The sequence below is a fragment of the Mucilaginibacter sp. genome (genome assembly GCF_039925265.1).
Classification (GTDB): Bacteria; Bacteroidota; Bacteroidia; order Sphingobacteriales; family Sphingobacteriaceae; genus Mucilaginibacter.
The window spans coordinates 33,181-53,000 of record NZ_JBDSZG010000028.1; the positions used below are offsets into that span (position 1 = coordinate 33,181).

The following is a 19,820-nucleotide window of genomic DNA, read 5'->3' on the forward strand; positions in this document are numbered from 1 at the left end:
CACGGCGGGTTGTGAACTGTGCTATAGAACAGTGCATAGTAGCTGCCTATATGATGGGGTGCCGAAATAAATTCGGCATGAACTGTGTTAGGCTGAAACTGCAAACTGACAAAAGCTATTTTTTTTAGCATTTTAACACAAAACGCATACAGGTAAGTATCTTTTTGTAATTTAGTACTTTCAAAAAAAGAGGGTACTTTTTTTATGCTTCAAAAGCTAACCATCCAAAATTACGCGCTGATAGATAACCTGGAGATCAGGTTTGATAAGGGCTTGAATATATTAACCGGCGAAACCGGTGCCGGTAAATCTATCATTTTAGGGGCATTGTCGCTGATATTGGGGCAGCGTGCCGAGAGTCGTTACTTTTTTAATCAGCAAAAGAAATGTGTGATAGAAGGCTCGTTTAAAATTGCGGGCTTCCACCTCAATTCATTTTTTGAAGACAACGACCTCGACCACGAGGACGAAACCGTGCTGCGCCGCGAGATCTCCAGCGATGGTAAATCCCGGGCGTTTATCAATGATACCCCTGTTAACTTAACCCAGATAAAAAACCTGGGAGAGCGCCTGATAGACATCCACTCGCAACACGCCACCCGTGACATAAACGACCCTGAATTTCAGCTTTTAGTGGTTGATGGCGTGGCAGGGCACCACGAGTTACTGGCCGACTATCAAACCAAATACAAAGCTTACCGCAAATCGCTAACCCAATTACAAGCTTTAATTGAGCAGAACGATAAAGCAAAAGCTGATTTAGATTACTACCAGTTTCAGTTTGATGAGCTGGAGAAGGCGGGCATTGCCACCGATGAACAGGAGGGTTTAGAGAAGGAACTCTACGCCCTCAACAACGCCGAAGAAATAAAGCGCAACCTGAATGGCGCGCATTTTCTGATGCATGAGGGCGAAACCTCGGCCATTATTCAGCTTCGCGAAGCCGGGCAACAGCTATCTGTAGTGGAAAAATATGATAGCGAAGTAGAAGCACTGCATGAACGCCTGAAAAGCACGCTCATTGAATTGAAAGATATCGCTGCCGAGATAGAAATTATTGAACAGCGCACCATCACGAACGATGCCCGTGCCGAAGAAGTGAACACCAGGCTGAGCCTGCTTTATAACCTGCAAAAAAAGCACCGGGTAAACAGCAACGAAGAATTGCTGACCATACAGGCAGATCTGTCCGAAAAAGTAGCGCAGGCTGTTTTTGGCGACGAAGCGGTTGAAAAATTGCAGAAACAAATAAGCACTGCACAGCAGGAGCTTGAAAAACTGGCGGCTCAACTATCGGCTAACCGCAAAAAGGCTATCCCGGTGATCATTCAAAAAGTGCTGGTCAACCTCACCGAAATGGGTATGGGAAACTCGGCGTTGGAGATAGAGCAAAGCGCCATAGCCCCCCAGCCCCCTAAAGGGGGAGCAGGAGTTGGTATTGGGTTGGGAGCAAACGGGTCGGACTTGATCCGCTTCCTTTTCTCTGCCAACAAAGGGCATGCTTTGGCCGATATGAGCAAAGTAGCATCTGGCGGTGAGTTGAGCAGGTTAATGCTCAGCATCAAATCAATTATTGCGGAGTATACTGCATTGCCGACTATTATTTTTGATGAGATAGATACAGGAGTGAGCGGTGAAGTAGCCAATAAAGTTGGCCAGGTGATGGAACGCCTTTCGCAAAACCTGCAGGTAATTACCATAACTCACCTGCCGCAAATTGCAGGTAAGGGCAACAGCCATTACTTTGTTTATAAGGACGATTCCGAATCGGCTACCAAAACCCGTATTAAAAAATTAAGCGACGACGAGCGCGTGATGGAAATTGCCAAAATGCTCAGCGGCGATAAGCCGGGTGAAAGCGCGCTGCAGAACGCAAGGGAATTATTAAATTTATAATCTGTTATGCGTAAATTGATCATTATTTCTGCAATTGCATTAGCCGGCTTAATAACTGGCGTAGTGGTCATTAACAATACGCACCCTATTTTATTGAGCCTTGCATTGGGCACAGCCAGAAGCCTTGGAAAGCCGATACCTGCCAGTGTTTATACGGATGGCCGTTTAGATAAGGGTATATTGGTTTACCGGGACAAGGATAATGGTTATGTGCTAAGCTTAAAAGACTTCGATAACGACGGGATGTTGCATTATATCCAAATACATACTAAAGAAAACTGGGTTGGCAGACCCGTTGGGAGTAATATTGAATGTTATGACGTGATAGGCGCCCGCCTTATTCAAAGCGAAGTGGGACAAAACTCGGTGGATTTTAAAGACGATATGAAAGGCTTTGATATGGACCCGCATTTAACGGTTGCCGGTAACACAATTGCATTTACAGTTCCGTACAGGTATCTGAAGTATAATATGATTAAGGTAGCACTTAATTAACTACCGGCGTTTAGTACACTTTTTGCTGTTAAATTTACATGAGCTGCGATAGGGATAGGAGCGGAAACCCCGGAATGAAGCCCCCACTTCTATCAGTGGGGACGAAATGAGGAGTTGCAGCGCAGAGCCCGGGCCGCAGGCATCGCCATTGTTTGTCTGAATCAGAATTCACAGAATTAAAGAATTTTCAGAATACCAACCTTCCTAAATCCGCTACCGTGAGTTTCCAACTCTCCTGCTGCCGCGAGTTTCCAATTCGTGGTGCCTTAGTAGGGCAGCTTTCAGCTGCCGTTGGGCGAAAGCAGGATGCTTTCGCCATGCCATACCACGAGATACGCTTCGCTAATCTCGCGGCAGCGGTATGGTGAAGAGAGATAGTCGCCTTACATTAACCACTCCAAATTCACAATCGAAACTTTCCAACCCCTTCAACCACTACAACTTTTATAACTTATTACAACCCTTTCCAACATTTTCAACCTCTCCAACACTTTCCAACAAAAAAATATAACTTTGCCCCATTATAAAACCAAGAAAACAATGGCTTACAATTTATTAAAAGGTAAAAAAGGAATTATTTTCGGAGCGCTTAACGAGCAGTCGATAGCCTGGAAAGTGGCTCAACGCTGCGTTGCAGAGGGTGCCGAAATAGTTTTAACCAACTCGCCGCTTGCACTGCGCATGGGCGAACTGAATAAACTTGCAGAGGAATGTAATGCCCCCGTTATACCTGCTGACGTTACCAGCAACGAGGATGTTACCAACCTCATCACCAAAAGCATGGAGCATTTTGGCGGCGGTGTTGATTTTATCCTGCACTCGATAGGGATGAGCGTAAACGTGCGTAAAAACATCCCATACACCGATAATAACTACGATTTTACCCACAAAGGGCTTGATATATCTGCACTAAGTTTTCACCGCGTAATGCAGACAGCCATGAAACTGGATGCCGTAAACGAGTGGGGGTCGATCATCGCGTTAACCTACATTGCCGCGCAACGCGTATTCCCGGATTATAATGATATGGCCGATAACAAGGCGTACCTGGAAAGCATTGCCCGTAACTTTGGCTACCAGTATGGTGTTAAAAAACACGTGCGTGTAAATACCATTTCGCAATCGCCAACCCGCACTACTGCCGGTAATGGTGTTAAAGGTTTCGACGGTTTTGTAAACTACGCCGAAAAAATGAGCCCGCTTGGCAACGCTGATGCCGACCAATGTGCCGACTACGTTGTAACCCTGTTTAGCGACTTAACCAGAATGGTTACCATGCAGAACCTGTTCCACGATGGTGGTTTCTCTTACACAGGCGTTACCCAGGCTGTGATAGAGCAGATGGAGAAATAGTAAGCCCCACCCGGGGAGGAGATAAAAGGAAGGGAAAGCAGAAAGAACAAATGCCCGTAATTATATGCTTGGCATTCTGAGAATTCTAAAATTCTGTAAATTCTGATTCAGACACAAAAAAGGCACCCAACCGGTGCCTTTTGCATTTGAAAATTTATTGATCTATTTGGAAACCTCCTTTTGAAGGGAGATTGGAGGAGCTTATTGATTGGAGTCTACCAGCACTATCTTCACGTTGCCACTGCCCGGGTTGGGAGTGGTTAGGTTGCCGCTGTAAGCTTGCGCGTATATGGTAAGTAAACCGCGTTCGTGGATGTAGCTGTAACTAACACCGTTAAAAACTTCAGGGATCTGCTCGTAAACGCCGGCGGTGAACGAGAGGTAAACCAATACGCCGGCATTGTCGTTGGCGTAACTGTCCAATTCGGGTACGCTAATGGATTGTTTCCAGGTTTTGCCGTTATCCAGTGTGCTCCACCCGTTGGTGCTTACACTTGTAAGAATAGTAAGGTTGTTATTCGGCGCAACCGAGTTTTCCGTTTGGCAGGATGATGCTGTCAATATTACGATTGCCAGGCATAAAATAGATATAATTCGTTTCATATTATGGTGTGTATATATCAGTAGGAATATTTTTAAACGCAAAGGTTTAACAGCCCCGGCAATTATTATATTTGGGTAAAACGCCATCAATGAAAAAACTGCTTTACCTGCTTTTATTCTTCGCTATACCTTCCCAGGCCCAAACATTTCGCATCACTATCGACGTGTCGTTACACACAGGTCCGCTGGATGGCCGGTTGTTACTGCTATTTGCTAATAACGACAAATCCGAGCCGCGTTTCCAGATAGGGGATAACCTGCAAACGCAACAGGTTTTTGGCGTGGATGTAGAAGGTTGGCAGCCAGGCACCAGCTGTTCTGTAGATGTACAGGCATTTGGTTACCCGGTAGAACGGTTGAAGGATATGCCAGCAGGCGATTACTATGTGCAGGTACTGCTGCATAAGTACGAAACTTTTCATTTAAAAACCGGGCAAACGGTAAAGCTGCCGATGGACAGGGGCGAGGGCCAGCATTGGAACATAGCTCCTGGCAATATCTATTCGCAAACGGTAAAATTGCATATCGACCCGATGGCGAATAACGAAATTGCGTTAACCATCAGCAAGATCATCCCGCCGATAGCATTACCTGCCGATACTAAATACATTAAACACATCCGCATCCAAAGTAAACTGCTTACCGAGTTTTGGGGCAGGCCGATGTATTTAGGCGCGAATATTTTGTTGCCCGGTGGCTTTGATGAGCACCCGAATGTAAAGTATCCGATGGCCATTTTCCATGGGCATTTCCCGGCAGATTTTGAGGGTTTCCGCACTACGGTGCCAGATGCTAATTTAAAGCCCGATACCTCGGCACGTTTCCACATCACGGGTTATAACCGGATTGAACAGCAGGAGGCTTACGACTTTTACAAACAATGGACCGGGCCAAAGTTTCCCCGCGTGCTTGCGGTAGAGATACAACATGCCAACCCGTATTACGACGACTCCTACGCGGTGAATTCCGCCAACCTTGGCCCCTACGGAGACGCTATCACCTATGAACTGATCCCTGAGATAGAGAAACGCTTCAGGGGTATTGGTAAAGGCTGGGCGCGCTTTGTTTACGGCGGCTCTACCGGTGGCTGGGAAGCACTGGCCGTACAGGTTTTATATCCCGATGAGTATAACGGCAGTTACGCCGCCTGCCCCGACCCGGTGGATTTCCACCATTATACTACCATGAACATCTACGAGGATAAGAACGCCTACTATCCCGAAAGTGATTTCAAGAAAACGCCCCGCCCCGGCGAGCGCGACTACCTTGGCCATATACAGGCTACGCTAAAAGAAATAAACCAGCGCGAACTGGCCTTAGGAACCCGCAGCCGCAGCGGCGACCAGTTTGATATTTGGGAGGCCGTGTTTTCGCCGATGGATAAGGATGGTTACCCTAAACGGATCTATGATAAATACACCGGCGCGATAGACAGCAGCGTGGCTAATTACTGGCGCGATAACTTCGACCTTACCCATATCATCAAACGCGACTGGCCCAAAATCGGCAACAAGCTAAAAGGGAAGATCCATATTTACGTAGGCGATATGGACACCTATTACCTCAACAACGCCGTTTATACAGCAGAGGACATGCTGAAGAACCTAAGCAACCCGCAGTGTAATTGCCAGGTAGATTACGGCGACCGTGCCGAACATTGCTGGAACGGCGACCACACCCAGCCCAACTACATTAGCCGCCTGCGCTATCACCAAATGTTCATCAAAAAATGGGCGGGCGAAATAGCCGGCCGCGCACCGAAGGGTGCCGACTTAAAAAGCTGGCGGTATTGAGCGTGTTCGCGTTCGCGGATGGGTGCGAACATCCCGAACAAGCCCGAACACGCGTGATTTGCATGCCGCTGGGTCCGAATAAGGACGGCCATCGGCTTTTAAAACCGAGGTTATTAAACCTTTATAGTGATCTGTTAGTCTGAACTAAAAATGAAGTACCACCTGCTGCTCCTTTTCCTTTTGCCGCTTGCCGGTTTCGCACAAATAAAAATTACCGGTAATGTGGTAAATGCTGCCGATGGTAAACCCGTTGCCAACGCCAGTGTGTTTTTAAGTAATGCCACCGTGGGCAGTAAAACCACTGATGATGGCGCGTTTGTGCTGAATTATGTAAAACCCGGGCAGTATGAATTTGTGGTTTCTGTGGTAGGCTTTGAAACCTACCGCCAAATTGTAATGGCGGGTAACGAAAATATCAGCCTGCCCGGCATCAAACTATCACCCAAAACCACTTCATTAAAAGAGGTGAAAATAGTGGCCAGCAGCGATTGGGAAAGTAATTATGCAAAGTTTAAGCAGGAGTTTCTCGGTACATCTGTTGCCGCCGAAGATTGTAAAATAACCAACAACGATGCGCTTACGCTTGAATATGATAAAGAAACCCACAGGTTAACAGGCTCATCCACCGACTTTTTGGAAATCGAAAATAAATACCTCGGGTACAAAATAAAATATATCCTGAAAACTTTCAGTAAAGATGAAAACACCGGGATGCTTTATTTTGACGGTGCTGCTTTGTTTGCAGCAATGGATGGCTCGTTATCTCAAAAACGCAGATGGCAAAAAAGACGTAAGCAAACTTACGAAGGGTCGAGTATGCATTTTTTTAGATCATTACTACAAGATACAACAGAATTGGAAGGTTTTACGGTGCATAGCATGATCAGAAAACCTAATCCGTTGTGGATAGGTGAAAGCGCCTTTGCAAGTAAATACATTCAAACATTTGGTAAAAATAAATTAAAAGCCGTCGACTTGTTGCAGCGAACAGATCGGGACGGCTTGTATGCAATAGCGTTTGGCGACTTTTTACATATTAAACATAGCAGCGCTCAACGGGGCTCTGTAATGAGCATCAACGGTCCTTACGCCTATTTTGATACCAACGGCATCATCGTTAACCCTGCCATGGTTATTTTTGAAGGTGTTTGGGGACGCAACCGAATGGCTGAGTTGCTGCCGGTAGATTATGAACCGGTGGTAGCGGCAGATAGATAATAGTCCATTAACTTATATTTACATGATGCTTTTAGCTTTTGATTCTTACTACTATGCCGACAAGGCTAAGACTGTGTGTTTTATATTTGACGAATGGACAAGTGTTGAGCCTAAAGATGTAATAATCGAAATAACTAATTCTGAAGCCGGTTATCAATCGGGCGAATTTTATAAAAGGGAACTGCCATGTATATTAAATGCGCTAAAAAGGGTTGACTTAAATGATATTGATGCCATAATTATCGACGGCTTTGTTGTTCTTGACGATTTTGGGAAATTGGGATTAGGAGGCCATCTTTATGAGGAAAGGAATAGAAGCATCCCCGTAATCGGAATTGCCAAAAATGATTATAAGAGCCTAATAGACAATAAAAGAGCTGAATTAAGGGGTAAGAGCACGAAGCCCTTGTATATAACAGCGTTGGGTATAAATATTGATGAAGCAGCGGCCTATGTTAAGATGATGTCTGGAGAATATAGGATTCCAACCTTGCTAAAACAGCTTGATATTTTAACTAAGCAAGATTTAACCATTAAGTAATGAACACATCATTTGCACAGCTTCAAGATGCTGAAAAAGAATTAAATGCCTTTTTGCAGTCTCTTAATTCACGACAGGTTGACCTTATTAAGCGTGAGCATTATAAGTATGTGTATTCAAAACGTGTTAAAACTCCGGCCTCCGTGTTGGATGTTTTTGAAGGAGCTCATCATGTAAAATTGCCTGAGGATTTTCGTTATTATTTGAAAGATATAGGCACTAAGGGAATTTACTATTTTAATCATGCCAGTTTTTTATACTGTCTTAAATTAGCCGACCCGACCTCAGCTTATGAAAGCCCGATAGAAGCTTTTTTAACTACCAAATTTTTAGAATTATTGGTAGCCGAAGGCTTTAGTGTAGAAGAAGTTGAAGAATGTAGTTATGACCATATAACTAAAACGTTCGAGAATGCAAAAATTGGAGAAATCTATCGGACCCAAGAGAATAAAGAGTATTTATTGACCTTTGCATTGATACTTGAACAGGGTGGCTGTGGTGCATTTGTATACCTTGTACTTAACGGTCTTGATGCTGGGAAGATCGTTTATGACCAGGGGCCTACTTATAACGACAGGGTAATTGGAGACACAGAAATTAGTGTTTTTGGGTATATTATTCAGAATGAGAATATTTTTGAGCTTTTAACACATTATGTAAAATATACGATTATAGGTTTGAACAAGATAATTGGTGATTCAAGTATCGATGAAAGCTTGAACATCAAAATCGATGATATTGACCTTGATCAATCTACAAAAAAAGCCCCCGGATTTTTCCGGAGGCTATATGATTTATTTAAAACTTAGCGCTTATTGTTGTTGCTCTTCTTCGGGCGTTTTGTCTTCGCCGGCGGCTTTGTTTTTGGCTACAATTTTCACCTGGTCGGCTTCTTTGTCGTAGTCTACCTCCATAGTATCGCCTTCTGTTAATTCGCCTTTCAGGATCTCTTCTGCAATTGGGTCTTCCAAATATTTCTGGATGGCGCGTTTTAACGGACGTGCACCAAACTGCGAGTCGTAACCTTTTTCGGCAATGAATTCTTTGGCGGCTAAGGTCAGCTCAATTTTGTAACCCAGGCTGTTCACTCTGCCAAACAGGAAGCCAAGCTCGATATCGATGATTTTGAAGATCTCGTCTTTACCCAATGAGTTAAACACGATCACATCATCAATACGGTTCAAAAACTCAGGAGCGAAAGCGCGTTTTAACGCGTTCTCTATCACACCACGTGAGTGCGAATCTGCCTGTGTGGTTTTTGCAGCGGTGGTGAAACCAACACCCTGGCCAAAATCTTTCAACTGGCGTGCGCCAATGTTCGAGGTCATGATGATGATAGTGTTCCTGAAATCAACCTTGCGGCCCAAGGAATCGGTCAGCTGGCCTTCATCCAACACCTGTAACAGGATGTTGAATACATCCGGGTGGGCTTTTTCAATTTCATCAAGCAATACAACGGCGTATGGTTTACGGCGCACCTTTTCGGTCAGCTGTCCGCCTTCTTCGTAACCTACGTAGCCCGGAGGCGCGCCCACTAAGCGTGATACCGCGAATTTCTCCATGTACTCGCTCATGTCTATCTGTATCAGGGCATCCTCAGTGTCGAACATAAAACGGGCAAGCTCTTTAGCAAGCTCGGTTTTACCAACACCGGTAGGGCCTAAAAATATGAATGAGCCAATTGGTTTTTTAGGATCTTTCAATCCAGCGCGGGTACGCTGAATTGCACGGGTCAGCTTTTTAATGGCTTCATCCTGGCCTATGATCTTAGTTGCAATAGTGTCGCCCATGTTCAGCAGTTTCAGGCTGTCTGCCTGGCCAACGCGCTGTACCGGGATGCCGGTCATCATGGCAACTACCTCTGCAACGTTATCTTCAGAGACGGTGTAGCGTTTAGATTTTGTTTCGGCTTCCCAAACAGATTTCGCCTGATCGAGCTCCTCTAAAAGGTGTTTCTCGGTATCGCGCAGTTTGGCTGCTTCTTCGTATTTCTGGCTGCGTACAACCTTATTTTTCTCAATTTTTATCTGCTCTATCTTCGCCTCAATATCCAGAATCTGTTGTGGTACATGGATATTGGTCAAATGCACACGGGAGCCCGATTCATCAAGCGCGTCGATCGCCTTGTCAGGTAAAAACCTGTCGGTAATATAGCGGGTGGTTAAGGTAACGCAGGCGTTGATGGCTTCATCGGTATAAGTTACACCGTGGTGCTCTTCGTATTTCTCTTTAATGCGGTTCAGTATCTCTACCGTTTCGGCAGGAGTTGCAGGTTCTACCATTACCTTTTGAAAACGACGATCTAAAGCGCCATCTTTTTCGATGTACTGGCGATACTCATCTAAAGTTGTTGCGCCGATGCATTGAATCTCTCCACGGGCCAAAGCCGGTTTAAACATGTTGGATGCGTCAAGCGAACCCGAAGCGCCGCCTGCGCCAACAATAGTGTGGATCTCATCGATGAACAGGATAACATCCGGAGATTTTTCCAACTCGTTCATTACAGCTTTCATACGCTCCTCAAACTGGCCGCGGTATTTAGTACCGGCAACCAATGAAGCAAGATCCAGAGTAACTACGCGTTTGTTGAACAGCACGCGCGATACTTTGCGCTGTACAATACGCAAGGCCAAACCTTCGGCAATGGCACTCTTACCAACACCAGGCTCGCCTATGAGGATAGGGTTGTTCTTTTTACGACGCGACAGGATCTGCGATACACGCTCAATTTCTTTTTCGCGGCCTACTATCGGGTCAAGCTTGCCTTCTTCGGCAGCTTTTGTCAGGTCGCGGCCAAAATTATCCAGCACCGGGGTTTTAGATTTAATATCTGATACCTTTTTAGGCTGGGTAAAGTTGTCGTCTTCCTTAAAATCGTCGTCGCCACCAGTTGATGAACCCGGCATTTCGTCGGTAACATCGTTTTTATGCGATTCCACTTCGCTTTTAAATACTTCGTAGTTCACGTTAAATTGCATCAGTATCTGCGAAGCGATGTTGTCCTCATCACGAAGGATAGAGAGCAGCAGGTGCTCAGTACCAATAACATCGCTTTTGAAAATTTTCGCTTCCAGGTAAGTGATTTTTAATACTTTTTCGGCTTGTTTGGTTAACGGGATACTGCCTATATGTACGTTGGTGCCAATGGTGCCTTTCACAGCATCTTCCACGGCGCGGCGTAATTTGGCGGTATCAACAGTTAGCCCTTTTAATAGTTTAATTGCCACGCCATCGCCATCGCGAATAAGGCCAAGCAAAAGGTGCTCCGTTCCAATATAATCGTGGCCAAGGCGTAAAGCCTCCTCCCTGCTGTACTGTATCACATCTTTAACCCGCGGCGAAAATTTAGCTTCCATATATACCTTTCTGATTATGATCGTCCTAATCTATAAAATTGTTTCTATTAGTCAAGGCGATAGTTTTTACATTTATCAACAATGTTGCCAGTTTTCTGCCTTTATTGTAAACAGACAATTTGATGATATGCCGCCTGTTTAAAAGGAATAAAATAAACCTGCCTTTTGTTTTTTAAACCTGAGAACCGCCTGATTATTACTATAAATACGACAAAAACTTAATATTTAGATGAGTTTTTGTGAGATTAGTTTAAAACACTGAGAACTAACCCGGCCTTTTAATATAAGCAGGGCAAATAGTCATTCCCTGTATGACAATACGGCATAAGCTATTTTGCTTGCTGTAGTTGTCCTCTATCGAAAGCAAACCAAAACATTTGCATTGTAATATACAAGTTATTGAATGAATTTTAAATGAAAATTATGGAAATGCCCTTGTATTGGGCAGAGACGCAATATTTTGCATCTTTACGGTGCATCAATGTGGGTTATATTTCCTCAACCTTACTACACCGCCCTGCCCTGCACATAAACGGTCCTTGCCCTGCCCAACCGCTCTTTCACTATTTCCACATCCCGCACATACAAAGTATTGTGCTCGGTATTCAACTGTGCATCTTTCAGTTCGCGGTTAAAGGGTGAATAGCGCATGGTTCTAAAGCCTTGGCTCAGGAGTAAGCGGTGGATATCCTGATCATCAAACCCGTAGCGATTGCCGGCTCCGTTAAGTTCAATAATAATTGCCTTAAGCCCCAGCGAGGCGAGCGTATTAGCAGCGCCATTTAAAACTTCCGTTTCAAAACCTTCTACATCTATTTTTATAAGTGCCGGAGTTTCACCGGCCAAAATGCTGTCCAGCGTATCTACAGGTACTTCGGTAACATCGTGGTCTTCATCGGTTGCTACATGATTGCCGGTATCGTGTGCCCTGGTGAATTTTAAAATGCCTTTTTTACTGCCGATGCCAATGTTCAGCACGTTTACCTTATCGCCAATATTATTGAGCTGGATGTTTTGCACCAGGTTTTTAAAAGTGGCTGGCAGGGGCTCAACAGTTACCGACCGGGCACCTATTTCGGCAGATGCGAGCATGGTGTAACTGCCAATGTTGGCACCTATATCGGCGAACAGATCGCCGGGGCGCAGGAAATGCAGCAGGAAGGCCATATCCTCAAACTCGTGCAGGCCGCAATAAATGTTGCCTGTAGCGCCGGTAAGCCCTTTCCAAACCATTAGCTTGCTATTTTGAGTGAACTGAAACTCGACAGGTTTTTTATGCAGCCGCGAGGTGAGTTGCCACTTCAACAGTTTAGCTATCCCGGCCAGCCTGTGCCCTTTGGTAAACGGATGGTTAAGCACAAAGCTTAAGGTTCGCTGCATGGCGCAAATTATAAATTATAGTGTTATATAAATTCAAACATCTTGTGTTAATTTCTCTTTTTAACAGATATTTGCCACCACTAATTATAACGCTACATGGCTGACGAAAAGATCATATTTTCTATGGCGGGGGTAAGCAAAGTTTACCCGCCTCAAAAAACCGTACTAAAAAACATTTACCTCTCGTTTTTCTATGGCGCCAAAATTGGCGTTATCGGTTTAAACGGTTCGGGTAAATCGAGTTTGCTGAAGATCATCGCCGGTATCGACAAAACCAACATCGGCGAGGTTGTATTTTCCCCGGGCTATACCGTAGGCTACCTGAGCCAGGAGCCGGAACTGGATCCCAACAAAACAGTAAAGGAAATTGTGGAAGAAGGCGTGGCCGCAACCACAGCTTTACTTAAAGAGTACGAAGACATTAACGAGAAATTCGGGCTGGAGGAATACTACGGCGATGCCGATAAAATGGATAAGCTAATGAGCCGCCAGGGCGAATTGCAGGACCAGATAGATGCTGTGAACGCATGGGAACTGGACGTGAAACTGGAGCGTGCTATGGATGCCTTGCGCTGCCCCGACCCGGATGCCAAAATTTCGGTGCTATCGGGTGGTGAACGCCGCCGCGTGGCTTTATGCCGCTTGCTTTTGCAGGAACCTGATGTTTTGTTGTTGGATGAGCCTACCAATCACCTGGATGCTGAATCTATCGACTGGCTGGAGCAACACTTAAAACAATATAAAGGGACGGTAATAGCCGTAACACACGATAGGTACTTCCTGGATAACGTTGCCGGCTGGATACTTGAATTGGATCGTGGCGAAGGTTTACCATGGAAAGGGAATTATTCCTCATGGCTTGATCAAAAATCTAAACGATTGGCCCAGGAAGAGAAAGGCGAGAGCAAACGCCAGAAAATATTGGAGCGCGAGCTGGAATGGGTACGCATGGGGGCCAAAGGCCGTCACGCAAAATCAAAAGCCCGTTTATCTAACTACGATAAATTAGCCTCCGAGGAAACAAAGGACAGGGAAGAAAAGCTGGAGCTGTTTATCCCACCGGGCCCGCGTTTGGGTAATATCGTTATCGAAGCTAATAACGTTACCAAGGCCTATGGCGATAAGGTATTGTTCGAGAACTTGACCTTCTCCTTGCCCCCTGCAGGTATCGTGGGAATCATCGGCCCGAACGGTGCGGGTAAAACAACCTTGTTCCGTTTAATAACCGGGCAGGACCAACCCGATGCAGGTACTTTCCGGGTAGGGGAGACCGTTGCCTTAGGCTATGTTGACCAGATGCATGACGACCTCGATCCCAATAAATCTGTTTGGGAAAACGTAACCGGCGGGCTTGAAACCATTATGGTGGGTAACAAACCACTCAATTCCCGCGCCTACGTATCGCGCTTTAACTTTAACGGCGCCGATCAGCAGAAAAAAGTTGGCGTACTATCGGGTGGTGAGCGTAACCGCGTGCATTTATCCATCACGCTTAAAAAAGGATCGAACGTTTTGTTACTGGATGAGCCTACCAACGATATTGACGTAAATACACTGCGTTCCTTAGAAGAAGCTTTAGAAAACTTTGGCGGCTGTGCGGTAGTTATTAGTCACGATAGGTGGTTTTTAGATAGGATCTGTACCCACATCCTGGCGTTTGAAGGCAATTCGCAGGTTTACTTCTTCGAAGGTAACTACAGCGATTACGAGGAAAACCGTAAGAAACGTTTAGGCGATGTAGCGCCGAAACGCATCAGGTATAAAAAACTGGTAGAGTAGAAGACACAAGACTTTTAGAATCAAGAAGCAAGAAAGAAGTATAACTACAAAAGCCCGGCAACCGCCGGGCTTTTGTAGTTTATTACCATCCCGTCATTGCTGTAAGCAATCTCTGAACTTTGCATGACCGCAAGACAATCGCCGATCTGTCCTATCGGGAGATTGCTTCGTTCCTCGCAATGATGGTTTTTTATAACGTAGCTGTTGCCGGCGGCACCACTACGAACTTTTTCCTATAAACCTTATACATCATCCACAACCCAATTCCTATCAGTACAAATATCCAAAGATTGGCTAAGCCAAGTATTAACTCTGTAAACATCAACCAGCCGTTGACGATAGCCATCCCCAGGCGTTTAAAGAACGGTAATTGGTAGCTCGAGGGGTCGTCATTGGCAACCATCTCCTTTACAATGGTATTGCTTTGGTAAAAGTTAAGGCTGATGTTACTGTATTTCACAGCAGCGTCTATCCGCTGGTTATTTATCTGGCCGTCAACCAGGTCGTCTTTCAGCCAAAGGACGGCTTCCGGATTTTTGATTTTGATCTGGCCACTTTTTTGCTGGGCAACCAATTCCCTGCGATTGTTCGTTTTCATTTTTTCTGAAAGGAAATCGAGCGATTTATCTTCGATATCCATTTTGCGCGAGGTGATGTACATGCCCATATGGCTCACTCTGATCATAAAATCCTCCAGTTTGTCTGATGGCACTTTCACAGTCATATCGGCATTGGTATTAAATGCAGAAACATGCATCACCGAGTCATCGCTCAGGCGGATGTCCTGGCTGTTTACAATGTTCGAGCTCATTTGGTGGTGCATCACCATGCCGCCATACCGGTTAGTGAGGGCAGAGACAGAATCGCCGGTTCTCTGCACATTTTTTACTTTGAAGGTCATGTCGGCAGTTTTTACCAGCTTGGCAGCTTCCGCAATGATTGTATCAGCTGCTATTCCTGCTGTATCCGCTGCAGCGCTCTTTGCATTAGCATATTCGTATTCGCCAGGGTGTGATTTTCCTTTACAGGCAGCCAGCAAAGCCAAGCCCGCCAGCACAATTAAGATTTTTATTTTCATGATGATTTATTTGGTTTAGTATTGATACCCATCACCACGAAATAGTAACCCTGCTTTTATAAATTTTATTTTATTTAAACGATTGATTATCAAATAATTAATTAAACACAGAAGGCCCCCGGCTAATTTGCCGGCGGCTAAAAATGAATACCTGTCAACAGAGCTTTAATACCTCTTTTAAAATTGAAGCCGATAACGCTGTAGTTTGATTTTCCTGATGATTTAATTGGTTTAGTATTGATACCCGTCATCCATAAATAGTAACCCTGTTGATAGGCTGATAATTAAAATGTTACAAACGAGGAAGAGAAGCAAGAGATAAGAATCAAGGGACAAGACAAACCATCGCAAATGTCTTAGCGGGCTTGCCAGGCATTATCGGCTTTGCATAGTGCATGGTCTTCGACAAGCTCAGACTGACAAAACTTTAATAAGAGGAGTGGATGAAGCTTTACTCCGGGCAGTTATCCTTACGGCGTGTATCGATGATGTACACGATTTTCCAGCCGGTGGCAGTTTTCATCAGTTGGAAAAAGTCGATACCGCAGTGACTAAACGTTTTGCCGAGGTAGAATTTGTAGGGTGTCCATACACTCGCCAGCGGGCCATCTACTTTAATATCGCCAAAGGTGATACGTTCATCCCAAATTTCTTTGTGAGGTGTGCCCACGGCTTTTATAAATCCATCAGGTTTTTCATTCTCAAGCACATTTGTACCATCAGGTTTTGTATTTACACCCTGGAAAGCCAGCCCATCCGCGAAAACTGATTTCAACATGGTACTGTCGCCTTTGCGCATAGCATCAAACATGGTGTTGATGGCTTTCTTGATGTCGTCTTTATCGGTTTGGCAAAAGGCGGGGATGGAAGAAAGGGCCAGAATTGCAACGATAAGCAGTTTTTTCATGGTGGTAAAAATTAAAATATCAATTACTAAGATATTCAAATTATATTCAACCTGTAAAACCTTATCATGAAAAAACTGGCAATCCTAATAGCCTTCCTGTCTATATACTCCGTAACCAAAGCGCAGGGCGACTACGAACCCAAAATGGTGATATTAGCGCCGTTTGCCACCACTATAGACCCGAACCTCAAAGCGGAAACCGACAAGCAAACCGAGGCGCTAAAAAGCTCACCAATGGCAACAGGACAACTACCGGCAGACGGTGGCAAGCCCGAAAATATAAAATTGATGGCCAAAAGCACCTTCAGCTTTTTTAAACGGGTAAGTTTTTCTAAAACGATATCACTGACAGCACAGGATTACCTGATCTACAAATTTTATGAGCATTTCGAAAACTGCCTGATATTGCTGGGCAGTGAAACCTCGGGCGGAGAACTGGCCGACCTGCAAAAAATAGCCGTTAAAGAAAATACCACTTATGTGTTGAATTTCCCCAAGGTGTCATTTTACAAAGAGAACAAGCAAACGGTTTGCAAAATACAGGTGCAATTGTACGATGTGCAATCCAACCAAATATTGTTTAACAAGGAATACACCGGCGGGTGGAACAACCCGGGGTTTGAGTTTGCCTGCGAAACAGGCACCATTGGCTGCACCATAAACAATGCTTTGGCCCCGGCTTTTCAGGAGGTTATTCGCGGGGTGGCCAGCACCAATAAAACGATAGTGCGTGCAAGAGAATTGGCAGAGCAACGGGCAGCATATATAGAAAAAAGTGTTTATCCGAAAACCTTTGACGCATTGTTGGTTAAAGATGTTGTTAAGGATTCCACCGTTAACTTCAATAACCTTTATCAAAATTTTTACAGCCCGGATAGAGCTAAATTTGTAGCATTTTTTATCACTACGCTCGATAAAAAAGATGCAAAGCCGCTATTGGCTGCTAAAAGTGACAACAATGTTAAGATCATTACCTCTAAGAATATTAAGTATTCCGGGTATCTTGATCAACGCCCTCAAACGTACGCTTATATAGTAACGGGGATAAACTACCTGGGAAAATGGTATTACAAAAAATCTGAAGCAACTTACTTTGACGCTGATGACGCTAAAGCGGGAAAGCTGGAGTTTTTAAACAACTTGCAGGGCTGGGATTACTTTGCAGATAATTCCGCCGAACCAAGCGACGGCTTTTGGGACGGGGAGCTGTTTAGAAAGGTACAAGATAAGCGCAAGGACCCCGATTGGGAGAAATATAAAAAAATGTGGGCCGATGACGAAAAAGAGAACCGGGAATACGTGGGGCAGTACGAGTTGATTGCGGATGAGTTAAAAGCCGGGAAGCGAGAGGCAGAAAAGAAATTCAGGCAGCGATTGGTTGACCTGATACTGCCGCATTACGAAAACATGGTTAAATCCAAATTGAATCACTTCGCTAAATTGGGGGCCAATTATCAATTTCTTAATTTGATATATCCGGCGAGCGGCGATGTTGTTTTAAATCCGTTTAAGGTTGTTGATGAAAACGGAGTAGCTCGCATTCGGTTCTTCGTACTTATTCCTAAAGATAACCAGTTGTACGAATGGACGTTGCCAAAACCATATGTGTTGAAAAAGGGAGAGTATACGGATGAACCTATTACCAACACCATAAAAGCGTTTACGACCTGGAATTTCGCAGACGAAACTTTGGAAGATGATGCTTTTTGGAAGGAAAAGATTTTATTGAAGGATGGCGGCAGCTATAAATATTTAAAGCTGATTCGATAAACCAAAAAAGCCCCGCATTCGCGAGGCTTTCAAAATATGTTTTCGTGTCGGTTTACGACATTTTCAGTTTCTTTTGTATATCGGCTACGTAGCCTTTGAATTTTTTATCGGTATCAATAAGGTCTTCTACAGTTTGGCAAGCGTAGATCACGGTAGAGTGGTCGCGGCCGCCAAAGAAGTTACCGATTGATTTTAGTGAGCTTTTGGTGTGTGCCTTGGCCAGGTACATCGAGATCTGGCGGGCCTGTACAATTTCGCGTTTGCGGGTTTGCGATTTTACCATCTCAATAGGTACCTCGAAGTATTCGCAAACCAGGCTCTGGATGTATTCCATAGAAATTTCCTTGGCTGAATTTTTTACAAAATTCTTCAGCATTTGCTTGGCCAGGTTCAGGTCAATCTCTTTTCGGTTGAGGGTAGACTGTGCCAGTAAGGACACCATGGCGCCTTCCAGCTCACGTACGTTGTTATCAATATTGTGGGCAACGTATTCTATTACATCGTTTGATAGTTCGATTCCGTCCTGGTAGATCTTGTTTTTCAGGATAGCCATACGGGTTTCCAGATCAGGGATCTGCAGATCAGCAGAAAGGCCCCATTTGAAACGCGATAGCAAACGCTCTTCTAACCCGGCCAAATCCTTAGGGGCTTTATCTGATGTGATGATCAGTTGTTTGCCGCTTTGGTGCAGGTGGTTGAAGATATGGAAGAAGAAATCCTGTGTTTTTTCTTTACCGGCAAAATTGTGTACATCATCCATAATGAGCACATCTATCGCCTGGTAAAAATTCACAAAATCGTTAATGTTGTTATGCTTTAGGGCATCTACAAACTGCTGGGTGAATTTTTCGCAGCTTACGTACAGCACCAGCTTATCTGGCAGGGTGCGCCTTATTTCGTTACCAATGGCTTGTGCCAGGTGGGTTTTACCCAAACCTACGCCACCGTATATCATTAAAGGGTTAAATGAAGTACCGCCCGGTTTTGCGGCAACCGCGTAACCGGCAGAACGTGCCAAACGGTTACAATCGCCCTCAACAAAGTTTTCGAAGGTGTAGTTACGGTTAAGCTGAGGGTCTACATTCAGTTTCTTCAATCCCGGTATAACAAAAGGGTTTTTGATGTCCTTGTTAATAGATATAGGTATTGGCATCGACTGGTTTTTTGATTCGGCGCCATTTCCGTTAGAGGGCATATTGGTAGTATACGGCTTTGGTGAAGATTGCTCCACAACAATGTTATACTCCAGCCTTCCTTCGTCACCCAGTTGCTTCTTTATGGTTTTACGCAGCAGACCAACATAATGTTCTTCCAGCCACTCGTAAAAGAATAAACTTGGTACCTGTATGGTTAGCACGCTTCCTTCCATCCGCAAGGCCTTTATCGGCTCAAACCAAGTCTTAAAACTTTGGGCCGGTATGTTGTCTTTGATGATCTGCAAGCAGCTATTCCAAACGTTAGTACAAGTTTTTTCCATAGTAGATAGTAGTAATTCTTTGATTTTCAGCGTCCCGGCAAGCAACTTTTTAGCCCGTTTCGGAACATCGAATATTCATAAAAAAAGCGGATTAAAAAAGATATTTTGAGAATATTTCCGAAATATATTTATCTAAAGCTTACCTTTTTTTAATGTGTAATTCATATTTAATGT

At 44.5% G+C, this 19,820-nt stretch carries 16 protein-coding genes; 10 read left to right on the top strand and 6 right to left on the bottom strand.

Going from position 1 to position 19,820, the window contains the following annotated elements:
• The first annotated feature begins 204 nt into the window (after positions 1–204).
• The 4 genes from recN (at position 205) to ABIX36_RS13155 (ending at position 3,744) form a co-directional block, all read left to right on the top strand.
• Complete coding sequence (gene recN, locus ABIX36_RS13140) at positions 205–1,896, top strand: DNA repair protein RecN (protein WP_348082620.1); 1,692 nt, start codon at positions 205–207, stop codon at positions 1,894–1,896.
• Positions 1,897–1,902: 6 nt separating this feature from the next.
• Positions 1,903–2,391, top strand: coding sequence for a hypothetical protein (locus ABIX36_RS13145; protein WP_348082621.1), 489 nt, complete (start codon positions 1,903–1,905; stop codon positions 2,389–2,391).
• A 218-nt stretch (positions 2,392–2,609) separates the two neighbouring features.
• Positions 2,610–2,759 carry a hypothetical protein gene (locus tag ABIX36_RS13150; protein WP_348082622.1) on the top strand — a complete coding sequence of 50 codons (150 nt, stop codon included), beginning with the start codon at positions 2,610–2,612 and terminating at the stop codon, positions 2,757–2,759.
• Positions 2,760–2,931: 172 nt separating this feature from the next.
• Entirely contained in the window at positions 2,932–3,744 is an 813-nt protein-coding gene (locus ABIX36_RS13155) for an SDR family oxidoreductase (RefSeq protein WP_348082623.1), read from the top strand.
• Positions 3,745–3,945: 201 nt separating this feature from the next.
• Here the strand turns inward: ABIX36_RS13155 and ABIX36_RS13160 are convergent, their stop codons facing one another.
• Positions 3,946–4,347, bottom strand: coding sequence for a hypothetical protein (locus ABIX36_RS13160; protein WP_348082624.1), 402 nt, complete (start codon positions 4,345–4,347; stop codon positions 3,946–3,948).
• Between the two features lie 89 nt (positions 4,348–4,436).
• On the opposite strand from ABIX36_RS13160, the gene ABIX36_RS13165 reads away from it, so the two are divergent.
• The 4 genes from ABIX36_RS13165 (at position 4,437) to ABIX36_RS13180 (ending at position 8,708) form a co-directional block, all read left to right on the top strand.
• Positions 4,437–6,140, top strand: a complete 1,704-nt coding sequence (locus ABIX36_RS13165) for a hypothetical protein (RefSeq protein WP_348082625.1) — start codon at positions 4,437–4,439, stop codon at positions 6,138–6,140.
• A 150-nt stretch (positions 6,141–6,290) separates the two neighbouring features.
• A complete protein-coding gene (locus ABIX36_RS13170) occupies positions 6,291–7,358 on the top strand; it encodes a carboxypeptidase-like regulatory domain-containing protein (RefSeq protein ID WP_348082626.1) in 1,068 nt (355 codons plus the stop codon).
• Positions 7,359–7,380: 22 nt separating this feature from the next.
• Positions 7,381–7,899, top strand: coding sequence for an endonuclease V (locus ABIX36_RS13175; protein ID WP_348082627.1), 519 nt, complete (start codon positions 7,381–7,383; stop codon positions 7,897–7,899).
• Positions 7,899–8,708, top strand: coding sequence for a hypothetical protein (locus tag ABIX36_RS13180; protein ID WP_348082628.1), 810 nt, complete (start codon positions 7,899–7,901; stop codon positions 8,706–8,708). The genes ABIX36_RS13175 and ABIX36_RS13180 overlap by 1 nt, the downstream gene beginning before the upstream one ends.
• Positions 8,709–8,711: 3 nt before the next feature.
• Here ABIX36_RS13180 and ABIX36_RS13185 read toward each other — a convergent pair whose 3' ends face one another.
• Both ABIX36_RS13185 and ABIX36_RS13190 read right to left on the bottom strand, forming a co-directional pair.
• Positions 8,712–11,255 carry an ATP-dependent Clp protease ATP-binding subunit gene (locus ABIX36_RS13185; protein WP_348082629.1) on the bottom strand — a complete coding sequence of 848 codons (2,544 nt, stop codon included), beginning with the start codon at positions 11,253–11,255 and terminating at the stop codon, positions 8,712–8,714.
• Positions 11,256–11,762: 507 nt separating this feature from the next.
• Positions 11,763–12,635: an FkbM family methyltransferase gene (locus tag ABIX36_RS13190; protein WP_348082630.1), complete on the bottom strand. Its 873-nt coding sequence runs from the start codon at positions 12,633–12,635 to the stop codon at positions 11,763–11,765.
• 96 nt (positions 12,636–12,731) lie between these two features.
• Here ABIX36_RS13190 and ettA point away from each other — a divergent pair, with 96 nt between their 5' ends.
• The gene (ettA, locus tag ABIX36_RS13195; RefSeq protein ID WP_348082631.1) at positions 12,732–14,414 is read left to right on the top strand and encodes an energy-dependent translational throttle protein EttA; all 1,683 of its coding nucleotides are present in this window, start codon (positions 12,732–12,734) and stop codon (positions 14,412–14,414) included.
• A 190-nt stretch (positions 14,415–14,604) separates the two neighbouring features.
• On the opposite strand, the gene ABIX36_RS13200 is transcribed toward ettA, so the two are convergent.
• A complete protein-coding gene (locus ABIX36_RS13200; RefSeq protein ID WP_348082632.1) occupies positions 14,605–15,492 on the bottom strand; it encodes a DUF4349 domain-containing protein in 888 nt (295 codons plus the stop codon).
• A 451-nt stretch (positions 15,493–15,943) separates the two neighbouring features.
• Positions 15,944–16,399 carry a nuclear transport factor 2 family protein gene (locus ABIX36_RS13205; protein ID WP_348082633.1) on the bottom strand — a complete coding sequence of 152 codons (456 nt, stop codon included), beginning with the start codon at positions 16,397–16,399 and terminating at the stop codon, positions 15,944–15,946.
• Positions 16,400–16,465: 66 nt separating this feature from the next.
• Here ABIX36_RS13205 and ABIX36_RS13210 point away from each other — a divergent pair, with 66 nt between their 5' ends.
• Complete coding sequence (locus ABIX36_RS13210) at positions 16,466–18,169, top strand: hypothetical protein (protein WP_348082634.1); 1,704 nt, start codon at positions 16,466–16,468, stop codon at positions 18,167–18,169.
• 52 nt (positions 18,170–18,221) lie between these two features.
• On the opposite strand, the gene dnaA is transcribed toward ABIX36_RS13210, so the two are convergent.
• Positions 18,222–19,646: a chromosomal replication initiator protein DnaA gene (gene dnaA / locus ABIX36_RS13215; protein ID WP_348082635.1), complete on the bottom strand. Its 1,425-nt coding sequence runs from the start codon at positions 19,644–19,646 to the stop codon at positions 18,222–18,224.
• Positions 19,647–19,820: the final 174 nt, after the last annotated feature.

Bases quoted from the DNA above. Each gene is read 5' to 3' on its own strand.
- recN (WP_348082620.1), top strand. From the start codon at position 205: ATGCTTCAAAAGCTAACCATCCAAAATTACGCGCTGATAGATAACCTG.
- ABIX36_RS13145 (WP_348082621.1), top strand. From the start codon at position 1,903: ATGCGTAAATTGATCATTATTTCTGCAATTGCATTAGCCGGCTTAATA.
- ABIX36_RS13155 (WP_348082623.1), top strand. From the start codon at position 2,932: ATGGCTTACAATTTATTAAAAGGTAAAAAAGGAATTATTTTCGGAGCG.
- ABIX36_RS13160 (WP_348082624.1), bottom strand. From the start codon at position 4,347: ATGAAACGAATTATATCTATTTTATGCCTGGCAATCGTAATATTGACA.
- ABIX36_RS13165 (WP_348082625.1), top strand. From the start codon at position 4,437: ATGAAAAAACTGCTTTACCTGCTTTTATTCTTCGCTATACCTTCCCAG.
- ABIX36_RS13170 (WP_348082626.1), top strand. From the start codon at position 6,291: ATGAAGTACCACCTGCTGCTCCTTTTCCTTTTGCCGCTTGCCGGTTTC.
- ABIX36_RS13175 (WP_348082627.1), top strand. From the start codon at position 7,381: ATGATGCTTTTAGCTTTTGATTCTTACTACTATGCCGACAAGGCTAAG.
- ABIX36_RS13180 (WP_348082628.1), top strand. From the start codon at position 7,899: ATGAACACATCATTTGCACAGCTTCAAGATGCTGAAAAAGAATTAAAT.
- ABIX36_RS13185 (WP_348082629.1), bottom strand. From the start codon at position 11,255: ATGGAAGCTAAATTTTCGCCGCGGGTTAAAGATGTGATACAGTACAGC.
- ABIX36_RS13190 (WP_348082630.1), bottom strand. From the start codon at position 12,635: ATGCAGCGAACCTTAAGCTTTGTGCTTAACCATCCGTTTACCAAAGGG.
- ettA (WP_348082631.1), top strand. From the start codon at position 12,732: ATGGCTGACGAAAAGATCATATTTTCTATGGCGGGGGTAAGCAAAGTT.
- ABIX36_RS13200 (WP_348082632.1), bottom strand. From the start codon at position 15,492: ATGAAAATAAAAATCTTAATTGTGCTGGCGGGCTTGGCTTTGCTGGCT.
- ABIX36_RS13205 (WP_348082633.1), bottom strand. From the start codon at position 16,399: ATGAAAAAACTGCTTATCGTTGCAATTCTGGCCCTTTCTTCCATCCCC.
- ABIX36_RS13210 (WP_348082634.1), top strand. From the start codon at position 16,466: ATGAAAAAACTGGCAATCCTAATAGCCTTCCTGTCTATATACTCCGTA.
- dnaA (WP_348082635.1), bottom strand. From the start codon at position 19,646: ATGGAAAAAACTTGTACTAACGTTTGGAATAGCTGCTTGCAGATCATC.